Origin of the sequence: Aeromonas sp. MR7, assembly GCF_963899385.1 — a bacterium.
Classification (GTDB): Bacteria; Pseudomonadota; Gammaproteobacteria; order Enterobacterales; family Aeromonadaceae; genus Aeromonas; species Aeromonas bestiarum.
In genome coordinates, this window is sequence record NZ_CAWQXH010000043.1 from 179,607 (window position 1) to 193,289 (window position 13,683).

A 13,683-nucleotide genomic window follows, 5' to 3' on the forward strand; every position below is an offset into this window, starting at 1 on the left:
TCAGGCCAAGGCAACCCGCATAGCAAGGTATTGAGCGGGATACCAGAGCCCAATTGCAGGACGCAGTGATGGCAACGCTAACGCAGAAACAGAATGCCCCCAAGAAAGTCTTCGCCTTCCGCTGGAGCGGAGTGAACCGCAAGGGTCAGAAGGTCTCCGGTGAATTGCAGGCCGACAGTATCAACACGGTCAAGGCGGAACTGCGCAAGCAGGGCGTCAACGTCACCAAGGTGAGCAAGAAGAGCCAGGGGTTATTCTCCAAGGGCGGCGCCAAGATCAAGCCGATGGATATTGCCATCGTCTCCCGCCAGATGACCACAATGCTTACCGCTGGCGTTCCTCTGGTGCAGAGCCTGCAGATCATAGCCCGCAGCCACGAAAAAGCCGCGATGCGTGAACTCATGGGGCAGATTGCCGCCGACGTGGAAACCGGCACCCCCATGTCCGAGGCGCTGCGCCGCCACCCCCGACACTTTGACGATCTCTACTGCGATCTGGTGGAAGCGGGGGAGCAATCCGGTGCGCTGGAGACCATCTATGACCGCATCGCCACCTATCGGGAAAAGTCGGAAGCGCTCAAGTCCAAGATCAAGAAGGCGATGTTCTATCCAGCCATGGTCATGCTGGTCGCCATCGTTGTCACCTCCATACTGTTGCTGTTCGTCATCCCGCAGTTTGAAGATATCTTCAAGAGCTTCGGCGCAGAACTGCCCATCTTCACCCAGTTTGTCATCGGTATCTCCCGCTTCATGCAGAATTGGTGGTACGTCGTCTTTGGCGGCACAGCGCTCGCCATTTTCCTCTATGTACGCGCATGGCGCGCCTCCCAAAAGGTCAAAGACAACACCGACAAATTCATTCTCACCATACCCGTGGTCGGCATGATACTGCACAAGGCGGCCATGGCCCGCTTTGCCCGAACCCTCTCCACTACCTTCTCTGCCGGTATCCCGCTGGTGGATGCGCTGATCTCGGCCGCCGGTGCCTCCGGCAACTATGTCTATCGCACCGCCGTCATGGCCATTCGCAACGAGGTGGTCGCCGGCATGCAGATCAACGTGGCCATGCGCACTGTGGATCTCTTCCCCGACATGGTGATCCAGATGGTGATGATCGGCGAGGAGTCCGGCGCCATCGATGATATGCTCTCCAAGGTCGCTACCATCTTCGAACAGGAGGTGGACGATCTGGTTGACGGCCTAACCAGCTTGCTCGAGCCTCTCATCATGGTGGTGCTGGGGGTGCTGGTTGGCGGCATGGTCGTGGCCATGTACTTGCCTATCTTCAAGCTAGGGTCAGTTATTCACTGACCCTTTACAAATTCGAGATCTAACGTTGCTGCTCACCGATATATTCCATAGCCTACCCTGGCTCTATTTCTCGCTGGTATTTCTCTTTTCCCTGATGATCGGCAGTTTTCTCAACGTGGTGATCCATCGCCTGCCCATCATGCTGGAACGGGAATGGCAAGCCGAATATCGCAGCTACTTCAACCCTGATGACGAGGGGGTCGACGAGCCACCCTACAACCTGATGGTGCCGCGATCCTGCTGCCCCCACTGCAATCACCCCATCACGGCACTGGAAAACATCCCCCTGCTAAGCTGGCTCTGGCTCAGGGGTCGCTGCCGAGGCTGCCAGGCTCCCATATCGGCCCGCTATCCGCTGGTCGAGCTGCTGACGGCGCTGCTCTCGGTAGCCGTTGCCATGACACTCACACCGGGCTGGGGCACGTTGGCGGCCCTGCTGCTGACCTGGGTACTGATGGCACTCACCTTCATCGATCTCGACAAGATGCTGCTGCCGGACCAGCTCACCCTGCCCCTGCTGTGGGGCGGGCTGCTGTTCAATTTGCTGGGCGGTTTTGTATCGCTTGGCGATGCGGTGATCGGCGCCATGGCCGGTTATCTGGTGCTATGGAGCCTCTATTGGGCCTTCAAGCTGCTCACCGGCAAGGAGGGCATGGGCTATGGCGACTTCAAGCTGCTGGCCGCGCTGGGGGCCTGGCTAGGCTGGCAGGCGCTGCCCATAGTGCTGTTGCTCTCCTCCCTGGTCGGCGCCTTCATGGGCATAGGCCTGATCCTGTTGCGCAATCACCATCAGAGCAAACCCATTCCCTTTGGCCCCTATCTCGCCATCGCGGGCTGGATTGCGCTGCTGTGGGGCGATAGCATCACCCGCTGGTATCTCACGACTTTCCTCTGAAAAAGGGTGTGCTGACCCATGTATGTAGTTGCAATCACAGGTGGCATCGGCAGCGGTAAAACCACCATAGCCAATCAATTTGCCGAGCTGGGCATAGACGTAGTGGATGCGGACGTCATCGCTCGCGAAGTCGTGGAACCCGGCGCCCCGGCCCTTGCCGCCATCGCGGCCCATTTTGGCCCGGATGTCATCGCCTCTGATGGCCAGCTCGATCGACGCGGCCTGCGGGAGCGGGTATTCAGCGACCCGGACGCCAAGGTCTGGCTCAATGCCCTGCTCCACCCCCTGATCCGCCAGGAGATGCTGCGCCGGTGCGCCGCCACCCGCTCCCCCTATTGTCTGCTGGTGGTGCCGCTGCTGGTGGAGAACAAGCTCACCGGCCTTGCCAACCGGGTGCTGGTGATCGACGTGGACGAAGCGACCCAGATTGAGCGAACCTGCCGTCGGGACGGCGTGAGCCGAGAGCAGGCGCAGGCCATTCTGGCTGCCCAGGCGAGTCGTGCGGAACGGCTCGCAGCAGCCGATGACGTGCTGGATAACAAAAATGGCGCACCCGAGACCATAAAGCCGCGTATTTTAGCGCTGCACGAGACATATATGGCATTTGCCTCTCAACAAGCCAGCCAAGTGTGAGTACACTAGGCCGGTTTATGGCTGGCCAGGATTAGGCATGATTTACGATTTCCCCCTCAATGAAAAAAGCCGGACCTATCTTCGTCTGGAGTCCCTGTTTTCCCAGATCCGCGACAATCTGGAGAGTGACCAGTCCTGGGCACACATCGCCTTCTTCAAGGGGCTGTTCGATCTGCAGGAGCTGCTGGAACGTGGCGATCTGCGTGCCGATCTCATCAAGGATCTGGAACGTCTAGGCCAGCGTCTGAGCCACTGGGCCAACCTGCCGGATGTCGACCTGGAGCAGATCAAGCAGATGCAGCAGGAGAGCACCCAGCTCTCGCGCAACCTGCTCAGTGCCCCGCGTCCCGGTGCCAGACTGAAAGAAGATCGGCTGCTCGGCTCCATCCGCCAGCGCTTCTCCATCCCTGGCGGTCTGTGCGCCTTCGATGTGCCGCAGCTGCACCACTGGCTCGGCACCCCGGCTGTCGCTCGCCATCAGCAGATGCAGCTGTGGCTCAGCGACATCAACCTGCTGATGAATGCCATCTCCCTGCTGCTGCGGCTGTGGCGCGAATCCGGCAACTTCAGCGATCAGGTCGCCACCAACGGTTTCTTCCAGGATACCGCCGAGAGTGCCGAGCTGATCCGGATCCGCCTGCCAGGCGCCCAGCAGTGCTATCCGACGCTGAGCGGCCACAAGAACCGTTTCGCCCTGCGCTTCCTGCCAACCACGGAGCAGCAGATTGGCGATGTCCCCTTCCAGCTCGCCTGCTGCTAAGGAGCAAGAATGGTCACCAAGATAAAATGCCCGACCTGTAAAACCGAGCTGGAGTGGGGCCCCCAGAGCCCGTTTCGGCCCTTCTGTTGCAAACGCTGCCAGCTAATCGATCTGGGAGAGTGGGCCAATGAGGAGAAACGCATCCCGGGCCCCATCAATCCGGAGCTGCTACCTTACCCGGAAGAGGGTGAGCAGTGGCAATGAGCCGCGCACAAAAAAGGGCCCGCAAGGCCCTTTTTTAATTTATATGCCATATCCACGCAAATGATTCAGCGACAGATATCAAATCCGCATCAGGCGGTCAGAGAGGCTTGCAGCCGCGCCACGATAGGACCGTTGGCATCCGGGAACCGGTATTCATGCAGCGACGCCAGCGGCACCCACAGACACTCCTGCCCCTCCTTGCCGAACGGCTCGCCGCTGAAACGGGTCACCTTCCAGATATCCAGCAACACCTGCTTCTCGGGGTAGTCGTGGTGCAGCTCCATGAAGGGGGCGCAATCCAGCACCCGGATGCCAATCTCTTCCCACAGCTCCCTGTCCAGCGCGGTGAGCAGGTCTTCCCCCGCCTCCACCTTGCCACCCGGGAACTCCCAGCGATCGCCCTGATGGCGGTCTGAAGAGCGCTTGGCGATGAAGATGTCGCCTCGTTCATTCTCGATGACGCCAACCGCCACCCAGAGCCGTTTTTTCTGTTCCATCATTGTCCTCAACGTAAACACGGCAACCTGGTCATCCAGGGGGCCAAGCGGCGGGCCTGGCGTTCCCCTTGTGCCGTAAAGATATCCTGCCCCACATGCTCATTCCCATCGGGAGCGGGACGCGGCCAAGGGAGTGCCCCTGGCGGGGTGAAGCAGCGATCATGAACCAGACAGCTTTGGGCCAGGTAGCCCCAAAGCGTATCGCGCAGAAACCATTGATCTATGTTCGGCGTTTCCATCGCCTCGGGTTGATAGGCGTTGAGCAAGGGGGTCAACGGCGGCAGAACGCCGGCGATTCCCCCCCACATGCCCGCCAATACCAGATCGGTATGGCTCCACCAGTCCCGCATGATATGAAACCAGCTCCCCGATGCAAGCCAGTCATCGACGGCAACGCGCTCTCGCACGCTCAGCACTGAATCCACATCCCGCACCAGGAAGCGACCGACCCGCGGATCGTTGGCCACCTGGAAGCGCCAGCACAGACGCTGACGCTGAGATTGACCGGACACTTGCACCAGCACCTCGGCCCCCAGCTCCCGCAGACAAGCCACCAGTGCCGACGGCACGCTTTCATCCACATAGAAGCGCACGCGCCACCCGGGATAGAGATAGGTGGCCGCCAGCACGTTGTCGACAGCCCCTCGAAGATAGCGAGGCGCCTTGCCCCACAGGGAGAAGGCGATGACATCCTGCTTGCCTTCGCGGCTTGCCAGCCAGGTTTCCGGCTCATCGTCGGGCAGCGACCAACCCTCGGGCTGATATCGGGCCGCGCAATCTTTCAGGGTCAGCGCTCTGGTGCCTGCCACAGCCGCCTCGGCATGACGTCCCAGCTTGGCCAGCGAGGCGCAGAGCGCGTCCAGCGCATGGAAATCCGCCGGTGCTCGCACCAGCAGGATCTGCAGCCTCTCGACCGCACGTTCATATTGTCCCGAGCGCGACAGACTGATGCAGAGATTGCGCAGCACCTCGTCATTCTCGGGTGCCATCTGGTGAGCCATCTCCAGCACTTGCGCGGCAGAAGCCGGGTCATCACACAGGAAGAGGTAATAGGCAAACTGCAGTTGCCATGCCACAGGTTTGACGACGGCACCGTTCAGTCGCACCAGCAACTGCTGGATTGCCGCCTGTCGCTGGCCTCCGAGCCAGCACTCATGGGCACCGGCATCCCATCCTGTCGGCATCTTGCTCATCCACTCCCTCTCCTTTTGCCGCCCTTAAATGAATGCACCGCCCGGAGGCGGTGCATGAAGCGTCACTGACAGATCAGGTCAACTGACCGTGGCAGTGCTTGTATTTCTTGCCGGAGCCGCAGGGACAGGGATCATTGCGCCCGACCTTCTGCTCGTCCCGCACGAAGGTGGTGTGACCCTCTTCGGCAGCGGCCTCTTCATCGGCCAGCTGGCTCTCTGCGGCGGCATGGGTATAAGTGTGGGGAGCGGCTTCCGCCTGTTGCCGCTGCTGTTCTTCCAGCGCCTCCACGTCACGTCCCTGCACCTGTACCCGGCTCAGTATGCTGACCACGTCGCGCTTGAGGGTTTCCAGCATCTGGGTGAACAGATCGAAGGACTCGCGCTTGTACTCCTGCTTGGGGTTCTTCTGGGCGTAGCCGCGCAGATGGATGCCCTGACGCAGGTGATCCATGGCCGCCAGATGCTCCTTCCACAGGCCATCCAGGGTTTGCAGCATCACTGCTTTCTCGAAGTTGCGCAGCACATCGATACCGACCATCTCCTGCTTGTGGGCATAGAGCTTGGTGGCCTCTTCCAGAATGCGCTCGCGCAGCTTCTCTTCATACAACTTGTCATCTTCCGCCAGCCACTGCTGCAGCGGCAGATCCAGCGCGAAGTCGGCCTTCAGGCGCGCTTCCAGACCCGGTACATCCCACATCTCTTCCAGAGACTGGGGCGGAATGTACTCGTCGATCACGGCGCCGTAGACGTCGTCACGGATGACGTGAATGGTGTCGGAGATGTCGTTGGTGTCCAGCAGCTCGTTGCGCTGCTCATAGACCACCTTGCGCTGGTCATTGGCCACGTCATCAAACTCGAGCAGGCTCTTGCGGATGTCAAAGTTGCGACCCTCCACCTTGCGCTGGGCGTTTTCGATGGCCTTGGTCACCCAGGGGTGCTCGATGGCTTCGCCCTCTTCCATCCCCAGCTTCTTCATCATGCCGGTGACGCGATCGGAGGCGAAGATCCGCATCAGGGTATCTTCCATGGAGAGATAGAAGCGGGAGGAACCCGGGTCACCCTGACGACCGGAACGACCGCGCAACTGGTTGTCGATGCGACGGGATTCGTGGCGCTCGGTACCTATGATGTGCAAGCCACCGGCAGCCAGCACGGCATCGTGGCGGATCTGCCAGGCAGCCTTGATTTCGCTGATCTGCTCGTCACTCGGATTCTCCAACTGGGCAATCTCCGCCTGCCAGTTGCCACCCAGCACTATGTCGGTACCACGACCGGCCATGTTGGTCGCTATGGTGACGGCGCCGAGTTGACCCGCCTGAGCGACTATCTCAGCTTCCATGGCGTGGAACTTGGCGTTCAGCACCTTGTGCGGGATCTCTTCCTTGGTCAGGATGCCGGAGAGCAGCTCCGAGTTCTCGATGGAGACGGTACCGACCAGTACCGGCTGGCCCTTGGCCACGCACTGACGGATATCTTCGATGATGGCGGCGTATTTCTCATTGGCGGTCAGATAGACCAGATCGCCCATGTCTTTGCGCACCATCGGCTTGTTGGTCGGGATAACGACTGTATCCAGGCCATAAATCTGCTGGAATTCAAAGGCTTCGGTATCCGCAGTACCCGTCATGCCCGCCAGCTTGTCATAGAGACGGAAGTAGTTCTGGAAGGTGATGGAGGCCAGGGTCTGGTTCTCGTTCTGGATCTTGACCCCTTCCTTCGCCTCGACGGCCTGGTGCAGACCATCGGACCAGCGACGGCCCGGCATGGTACGGCCGGTGTGCTCGTCGACGATGACGATCTCGTCCTTCTGGACGATGTAGTCGACGTTGCGCTCAAACAGGGTGTGAGCACGCAGACCGGCATTGACGTGGTGCAGCAGGCTGATGTTGGTGGCGGAGAACAGGGAGTCCTCTTCTGCCAGCAGCCCCTCTCGCTTGAGCAGCTCTTCCACGAAGATCTGGCCGTTTTCGGTCAACAGGGCCTGACGGTTCTTCTCGTCCACCGTGTAGTGACCTTCACCCGTGTACTCCTCTGTGTCTTCCTTGTCCTGCTTGATCAGCTCAGGGATCAGCTTGTTGACCTGGATATAGAGGGCTGAGCTGTCTTCGGCCGGACCGGAGATGATGAGCGGGGTACGGGCTTCATCGATGAGCACGGAATCCACCTCATCCACCAGCGCGTAGTTGAGCGGACGCTGCACGCGCTGTTCCGGCGAAAACGCCATGTTGTCGCGCAGGTAATCGAAACCGAATTCGTTGTTGGTACCGTAGGTGATGTCGGCGGCGTAGGCGTCACGCTTCTGGGACGCATCCATGCCGGGCACGTTGCAGTCGACCGTCATGCCGAGGAAGGTGAACAGGGGGCGGTTCGCCTCGGCATCACGCTTGGCCAGATAGTCGTTCACCGTCACCACGTGCACGCCACGACCGCTCAGGGCGTTCAGGTAGGCCGGCAGGGTCGCGGTGAGGGTCTTGCCTTCACCAGTCTTCATCTCGGCGATGCGGTTGGAGTTCAGCACCATGCCACCGATCAGCTGCACGTCGAAGTGACGCATGCCAAACACCCGGCGGGAGGCTTCACGCACGGTGGCGAATGCTTCCGGCAGCAACTGCTCCAGCGTCTCACCCTGCTCCAGACGCTGACGATATTCAGCTGTCTTGGCCTGCAACTCCTGATCGGACAGGGCCTCGAACTGAGGCTCCATCGCATTGATCTGTTTTACAATTTTGCGCAAAGCCTTGAGCGTTCTGTCGTTCCGGCTGCCGATAATCTTGGTGAGCAGTGTGCTAATCATGGGTACCAACTATTTCTGGTTATATAAGTGTTCCGTCACTGGAACCTGGAGAAAAAAACCTAACCCCGTCTGGCGTTAAGAAAGCGTGCGGGGTTGACCTGACGACCGTCTTTCAACACTTCGTAATGCAAATGGACCCCGGTCGCGCGACCGGTGCGTCCCATCAAGGCAATCTTCTGGCCCTCATCGACCAGGGTGCCCACTTCGACCAGCAACTTGGAGTTGTGGGCATAGCGGGTCACCAAACCATTGCCATGGTTGATCTCCACCATGTTGCCAAATTCCGGATGGCGGCCCGCCCAGCTGACGATGCCCGGGCCCGTGGCCAGGATGGGAGTGCCGGGCTTGCCACGGAAATCCACCCCTTTATGCATCTTGGCGCGACCGTTGAACGGATCGACCCGACCACCGAAGCCAGAGGAGACCCAAACTCGCTCCTGCTTGACCGGCGAACCGGAAATAAAACCGGCATCGGTTATATGGTGATTCATGATGAAAGATTCAAGTACCGACAGCTGCTCTTCACGACTGCTGAGCTGCTGGCTGAGATGCTTCATGGAATCCTGCAGCTCGTTGAGGCTGACTTCCAGATCCGCATCATAGGAAGGCCCGCCCATGGGGGGCAACTCCTTGAAATTGAACTCCTCGGGATCGAGGTCTGCCTTCTCGGTCAGCCGCTCGCCGAGCGCATTGAGGCGACCCAGCTGCCCCTGCATGGTGCCCACCTGGGCAGCCAGCATGGCAAGCTGTTCGCGGGCCTCATCGGCCCCTTGCGTGGATTTTTGCTGTTCGGCCATGGCCAGCGCGACTTCCAGCGCCTCCATTTTCTGGTGCCAGCTCTGCCAGAGCCAACCACCACCCAGGGCCAATACAGTGAAGAGGATACCGCCGACCCAGGCCAGACGTTGTTTGGGTAAGTGCAACTTGCGTCGCTGCTTGCCGTTGAGGATCAGGGTAATGCTCATAGAAATCAGTCTGCTCGGTCAGGTGAGGCCAGGAGCCAGCACGGGGAATAAAACCGGGAGATAATCGGTATTAAAGGATGGAGTAAACAAATGACGGAACGTCGGTGCGGAGAGAGGACCGACGTTCCGTTGCACAGCTATCAGGCCAGAACCAGACCGTTATCGTAGTAAGCGATGGGCGCTTTGTCGCCCTCACCCTCGAAGGTCACCAGTTCCCAGGCCTCCTGCTTGGCCAGCAAGGCACGCAGCAGCTTGTTGTTCAGGGCATGACCCGTCTTGTAGGCACGGAATTCGCCAATGATGCTGCGGTTACACATGTACAGGTCACCGATCGCATCCAACATCTTGTGTTTGACGAATTCGTCTTCATAACGCAGACCATCTTCGTTCAGTACCCGATAGTCATCCAGCACCACGGCGTTTTCCAGGCTTCCGCCCAGTGCCAGGTTCTGGGAACGCAGGTACTCGATGTCACGCATGAACCCGAAAGTACGGGCACGACTGATCTCTTTCACGAAAGAGGCACCGGAGAAATCCAGCACGCAACGCTGATTGCGTCCTTCAAATACCGGATGCTGGAAGTCGATCTCGAGATCCATTTTGAAGCCATTGCGATAGGGGTGGAATTCCGCCCACTTGTCGCCGTCTTCAACCCGGATGCTCTGCTTGATCCGCACAAACTGCTTGGCCGCATTTTGCTCACGGATACCGACTTCTTGCAGCAGGTAGATAAAGGGGTGCGCACTGCCGTCCATCACCGGGATCTCGGGCGCGTCAACCTCGACATAGAGGTTGTCGATCCCCATCCCGGCCAGCGCGGCAGAAAGGTGCTCAATGGTAGAGACACGGACACCGGCTTCGTTGACCAGAGCGGTACAAAGCACGGTATCACGCACCTGATCGGCATTGGCTGGCAGCGCTACCACAGGATCAAGATCGGTACGCAAGTAAACGATCCCTGTGTTAACAGGCGCCGGACGGAACGTCATTGTGACTTTCCGGCCCGAATGCAGGCCCACACCGGTGGCCTGGACACTCGTTTTCAAGGTTCTTTGTCTAATCATGGGCGTATCCGCTTAACAGCTCATATTCCGGACCAGATGGTCGTTGGCAGGCCATCTTAGCACATTCCTTAAGCAACAAACAAACTAGTGCCATTAGAGGCTTAGTCAGCTTGCTTGCGCAGGAACGCAGGAATATCGAGATAATCCGGTTCGCGACGAGCTTGCGGCTCGGCGTTGACCACCTTGGCCGGAGCCTCTTCCATCACGCGAGACTGCAGGGCTTCGCTGATCAGGGGCTGACGGGCCGGACGCTCTTGTACCATGTTGTTCTTGACCAGCGTGATGTCGGGCTTGCGCTCGGCACCGATACCGGTGGCAACCACGGTCACACGCAGTTCGTCGTGCATTTCCGGGTCGATTACGGTACCCACCACCACGGTGGCGTTCTCGGAGGCGAAGGCCTTGACCGCGTTACCCACGGTTTCGAACTCTTCGATGGTCATGTCCATGCCGGCGGTGATGTTGACCAGGATGCCACGGGCACCGGCCAGATCCACGTCTTCCAGCAGCGGGCTGGAGATGGCTTTCTCGGCCGCTTCTTCGGCACGATCATCACCGGAGGCGGAACCTGTACCCATCATGGCGGTACCCATTTCACGCATCACGGTACGCACGTCCGCGAAGTCGACGTTGATCAAGCCCGGACGGGTGATCAGCTCGGCAATGCCCTGTACCGCACCCAGCAGCACATCGTTGGCTGCCTTGAAGGCGTCCAGCAGGGAGATGCCACGACCCAGCACCTTCAGCAACTTGTCGTTGGGGATGGTGATCAGGGAGTCGACGTTCTTGGACAACTCTTCGATGCCGTGGGCGGCGAAGCCCATCCGCTTCTTCCCTTCGAAGGAGAACGGCTTGGTTACGACAGCAACTGTCAGTATGCCCATCTCGCGGGCCACTTCGGCCACGATAGGCGCAGCACCTGTACCTGTACCACCACCCATGCCGGCGGCGATGAACACCATGTCGGAACCGGTCAGCAGCTCACGCAGCGCTTCCCTGTCTTCCATGGCCGCATCACGACCCACTTCCGGATTGGCTCCGGCACCCAGACCCTTGGTGATGCCACCGCCGATCTGCAGGGTTGTGTTGGCGCTGGAGTTACGCAGAGCCTGGGCGTCGGTGTTGACGGTAATGAACTCGACACCTTCGATGTTTTGACGAACCATGTGCTCGACCGCGTTACCGCCGCCGCCACCCACACCAATCACTTTAATGACGGCTTCGTCAGTGTGGCTATCCATAAATTCAAACATGTTGTCTCTCCGCTTTATTTGCCTGACTCAGCAAAATTCTTAGAACTCGCCACGCAGCCAGTTGCTAACCCGTTTGACCAGGCCACCGACGCTTGCCTTGGCGGCATATTCTTTGTTGCTACCAGTGGCTTGATGGGTGCGGCCATACTGCAGCAACCCGACCGCAGTCGAGTACACAGGCGCCTGCACGTAATCACTCAAACCACGTATGTTCATGGGCTCTCCTACCCGGACCTGGCTCTGGAATATCTGCTCTGCGCACTCCACAATGCCTTCGATCTGGGCAGCGCCGCCGGTCAAGACCACACCGGCAGCCAGCTGATGCTTGACCCCCTGCGCTTTCAATTCGCTTTGTACCCGCACCAGCTCATCATTCACCATGGAGAGCAACTCGGTGTAACGGGGCTCAATCACTTCGGCCAGTGTCTGCCGTTGCAGGCTACGCGCCGGACGACCGCCGACACTGGGTACTTCAATATTGTCTTCCTTGCTGACCAGACGGCCGAGGGCGCAGCCGTAGCGCACCTTGATCGCTTCTGCGTCCAGCGGCGGTGTGCCGAAGGCGTAGGCGATGTCGCTGGTCACAGTGCTGCCGGCGTACGGGATCACCTTGGTGTGGCGCAGGGCACCGCCGGTAAACAGCGACATGTCCATGGTACCGCCACCTATGTCCACTACGCAGACACCCAGCTCTTTCTCGTCTTCGGTCAGCACGGCATAGCTGGAAGCCAGCGCGGAGAAGATCAGCTGATCCACCCGCAGACCGACTTTCTCCACACATTTCTCAATGTTGCGGGCCATGTCGTTGTGGCAGGTGATCAGATGCACCTTGGCGGCCATCCGGACCCCGGACAGACCGACCGGGTTCTTGATGCCTTCCTGATAGTCGATGGCAAACTCCTGGGGCAGCACATGCAGCACCCGCAGCTCATCGGACAAGCGCACCGATTTGGCGGTGTGGATGACGTTATCCACGTCCTCCTGGGTCACCTCCTCATCGGAGATGGGCACCATGCCGGTTTCGTTGCGGCAATCGATGTGCTTGCCGGACAGCCCCAGATACACGGAGCTGATCTGGCAGTCGGCCATCATCTCGGCCTCTTCCACCGCACGACGCAGGGACTTGACCACGGAATCGAGATCGTTGACCCCGCCCTTATCCATGCCACGAGAGGCGTGACTGCCCATGCCGATGACATTGAGCTCACCGTCTGGCAGCACTTCGCCAACCAGAACCGCCACCTTGGTTGTGCCGATATCCAGTCCGACAATCAGATTTCTATCTGCGGTTTTGGTCATTCACTTTCTCTTCGTTCTTCTTCCAGCCAACTGCCATTCCGGTGTCGTATCGAAGATCCACATAAGCAACCTGCTCACGGGGTTCGATGATCGGAAAAGCATCGATAAACCGCTGCAGTCGAAGCGCTATATCCGAGCGCCCCAAAAACAGCTGAATGTTGCCATCCAGGGTCAGTTCCCAGGCATGGCGGGGAGTCAGATTCACTCCCAGCAGCTTGTATCCCTTGGCCGCCAGCTGCGCCTCGTACTGACGGCTGGCTTCCAGTACCTTGACGGCCTGATCTTCAGGCCCGGATAGCTGCATCAGGGGGCTCTTCACCCTGTCCGGCGCACTGAACACCTCACCCTTGGTGTTGACGAAGCGGTTGCCATTCCAGCGTGCCGCTACCGCCTGCTCGGTGAGATAGACCTTGATCTTGTTGGGCCACTTCTTGCGTACAGAGACCTGGGCCACCCAAGGCAAGGCGTTCAATCGCGCCTGCAATTCGTTTACATCCAGCTCGAAGAAGTTGCGCAGCTCGGCACCATCCAGCACGGCGTTACGCAACTCGTCGGTCTGCAAATACTGGTGTTGCCCCTGCAGCAACAGCTCGCTCATGGGCAACCGATTGGCATCCGTCAGCCAACCTTTAACATCCAGCGCTGTCTGGTAGAAGCCCCACATGACCAGGATGAAAAATCCCACCCCTGCAATGAAGCCACCCTTGGTGCGCCCTTGTGCCCTTGCCTCCACCCGATCTTTCCCCGTTTAACGCGCCATGCCGGCCCTTTGCAGACCGGTCCGCCATTATATAGGCCCCGGCTTGGCGGTCAAAA

General features: G+C 59.3%; 13 protein-coding genes. 5 read left to right on the forward strand and 8 right to left on the reverse strand.

The genetic code is table 11. The annotated features are described in order from the left end of the window. Positions 1–68: 68 nt before the first annotated feature. The 5 genes from AACW87_RS16890 (at position 69) to yacG (ending at position 3,802) form a co-directional block, all read left to right on the forward strand. On the forward strand, positions 69–1,310 hold the full coding sequence (locus AACW87_RS16890) for a type II secretion system F family protein (protein WP_103472092.1): 1,242 nt from the start codon (positions 69–71) through the stop codon (positions 1,308–1,310). Positions 1,311–1,404: 94 nt separating this feature from the next. After that, entirely contained in the window at positions 1,405–2,205 is an 801-nt protein-coding gene (gene tapD, locus AACW87_RS16895; protein ID WP_241325659.1) for a type IVa prepilin peptidase/methyltransferase TapD, read from the forward strand. 18 nt (positions 2,206–2,223) lie between these two features. Continuing rightward, on the forward strand, positions 2,224–2,838 hold the full coding sequence (coaE, locus tag AACW87_RS16900) for a dephospho-CoA kinase (protein WP_241325617.1): 615 nt from the start codon (positions 2,224–2,226) through the stop codon (positions 2,836–2,838). 37 nt (positions 2,839–2,875) lie between these two features. Further along, positions 2,876–3,598 (forward strand): cell division protein ZapD, encoded by a 723-nt coding sequence (gene zapD / locus AACW87_RS16905; RefSeq protein ID WP_241325618.1) that lies wholly within the window; start codon positions 2,876–2,878, stop codon positions 3,596–3,598. A 9-nt stretch (positions 3,599–3,607) separates the two neighbouring features. Next, positions 3,608–3,802, forward strand: coding sequence for a DNA gyrase inhibitor YacG (gene yacG, locus AACW87_RS16910; RefSeq protein ID WP_043139929.1), 195 nt, complete (start codon positions 3,608–3,610; stop codon positions 3,800–3,802). 89 nt (positions 3,803–3,891) lie between these two features. Here the strand turns inward: yacG and mutT are convergent, their stop codons facing one another. The 8 genes from mutT to AACW87_RS16950 form a co-directional block, all read right to left on the reverse strand. Then, positions 3,892–4,299, reverse strand: a complete 408-nt coding sequence (gene mutT / locus AACW87_RS16915; RefSeq protein WP_098981871.1) for an 8-oxo-dGTP diphosphatase MutT — start codon at positions 4,297–4,299, stop codon at positions 3,892–3,894. An 8-nt stretch (positions 4,300–4,307) separates the two neighbouring features. Continuing rightward, complete coding sequence (locus AACW87_RS16920; protein ID WP_241325619.1) at positions 4,308–5,492, reverse strand: tetratricopeptide repeat protein; 1,185 nt, start codon at positions 5,490–5,492, stop codon at positions 4,308–4,310. A gap of 73 nt (positions 5,493–5,565) precedes the next feature. Next, the gene (gene secA / locus AACW87_RS16925; protein WP_043139934.1) at positions 5,566–8,286 is read right to left on the reverse strand and encodes a preprotein translocase subunit SecA; all 2,721 of its coding nucleotides are present in this window, start codon (positions 8,284–8,286) and stop codon (positions 5,566–5,568) included. A 59-nt stretch (positions 8,287–8,345) separates the two neighbouring features. Continuing rightward, complete coding sequence (locus AACW87_RS16930; protein ID WP_042868002.1) at positions 8,346–9,251, reverse strand: M23 family metallopeptidase; 906 nt, start codon at positions 9,249–9,251, stop codon at positions 8,346–8,348. A gap of 140 nt (positions 9,252–9,391) precedes the next feature. Next, complete coding sequence (gene lpxC, locus AACW87_RS16935; protein WP_043139938.1) at positions 9,392–10,315, reverse strand: UDP-3-O-acyl-N-acetylglucosamine deacetylase; 924 nt, start codon at positions 10,313–10,315, stop codon at positions 9,392–9,394. 101 nt (positions 10,316–10,416) lie between these two features. Continuing rightward, entirely contained in the window at positions 10,417–11,568 is a 1,152-nt protein-coding gene (ftsZ, locus tag AACW87_RS16940) for a cell division protein FtsZ (protein ID WP_005305686.1), read from the reverse strand. A gap of 39 nt (positions 11,569–11,607) precedes the next feature. Continuing rightward, a complete protein-coding gene (gene ftsA / locus AACW87_RS16945; RefSeq protein ID WP_042867998.1) occupies positions 11,608–12,867 on the reverse strand; it encodes a cell division protein FtsA in 1,260 nt (419 codons plus the stop codon). Further along, entirely contained in the window at positions 12,848–13,600 is a 753-nt protein-coding gene (locus AACW87_RS16950) for a cell division protein FtsQ/DivIB (protein ID WP_172955262.1), read from the reverse strand. Before AACW87_RS16950 ends, ftsA begins: the two co-directional genes overlap by 20 nt. Between the last annotated feature and the right edge of the window lie 83 nt (positions 13,601–13,683).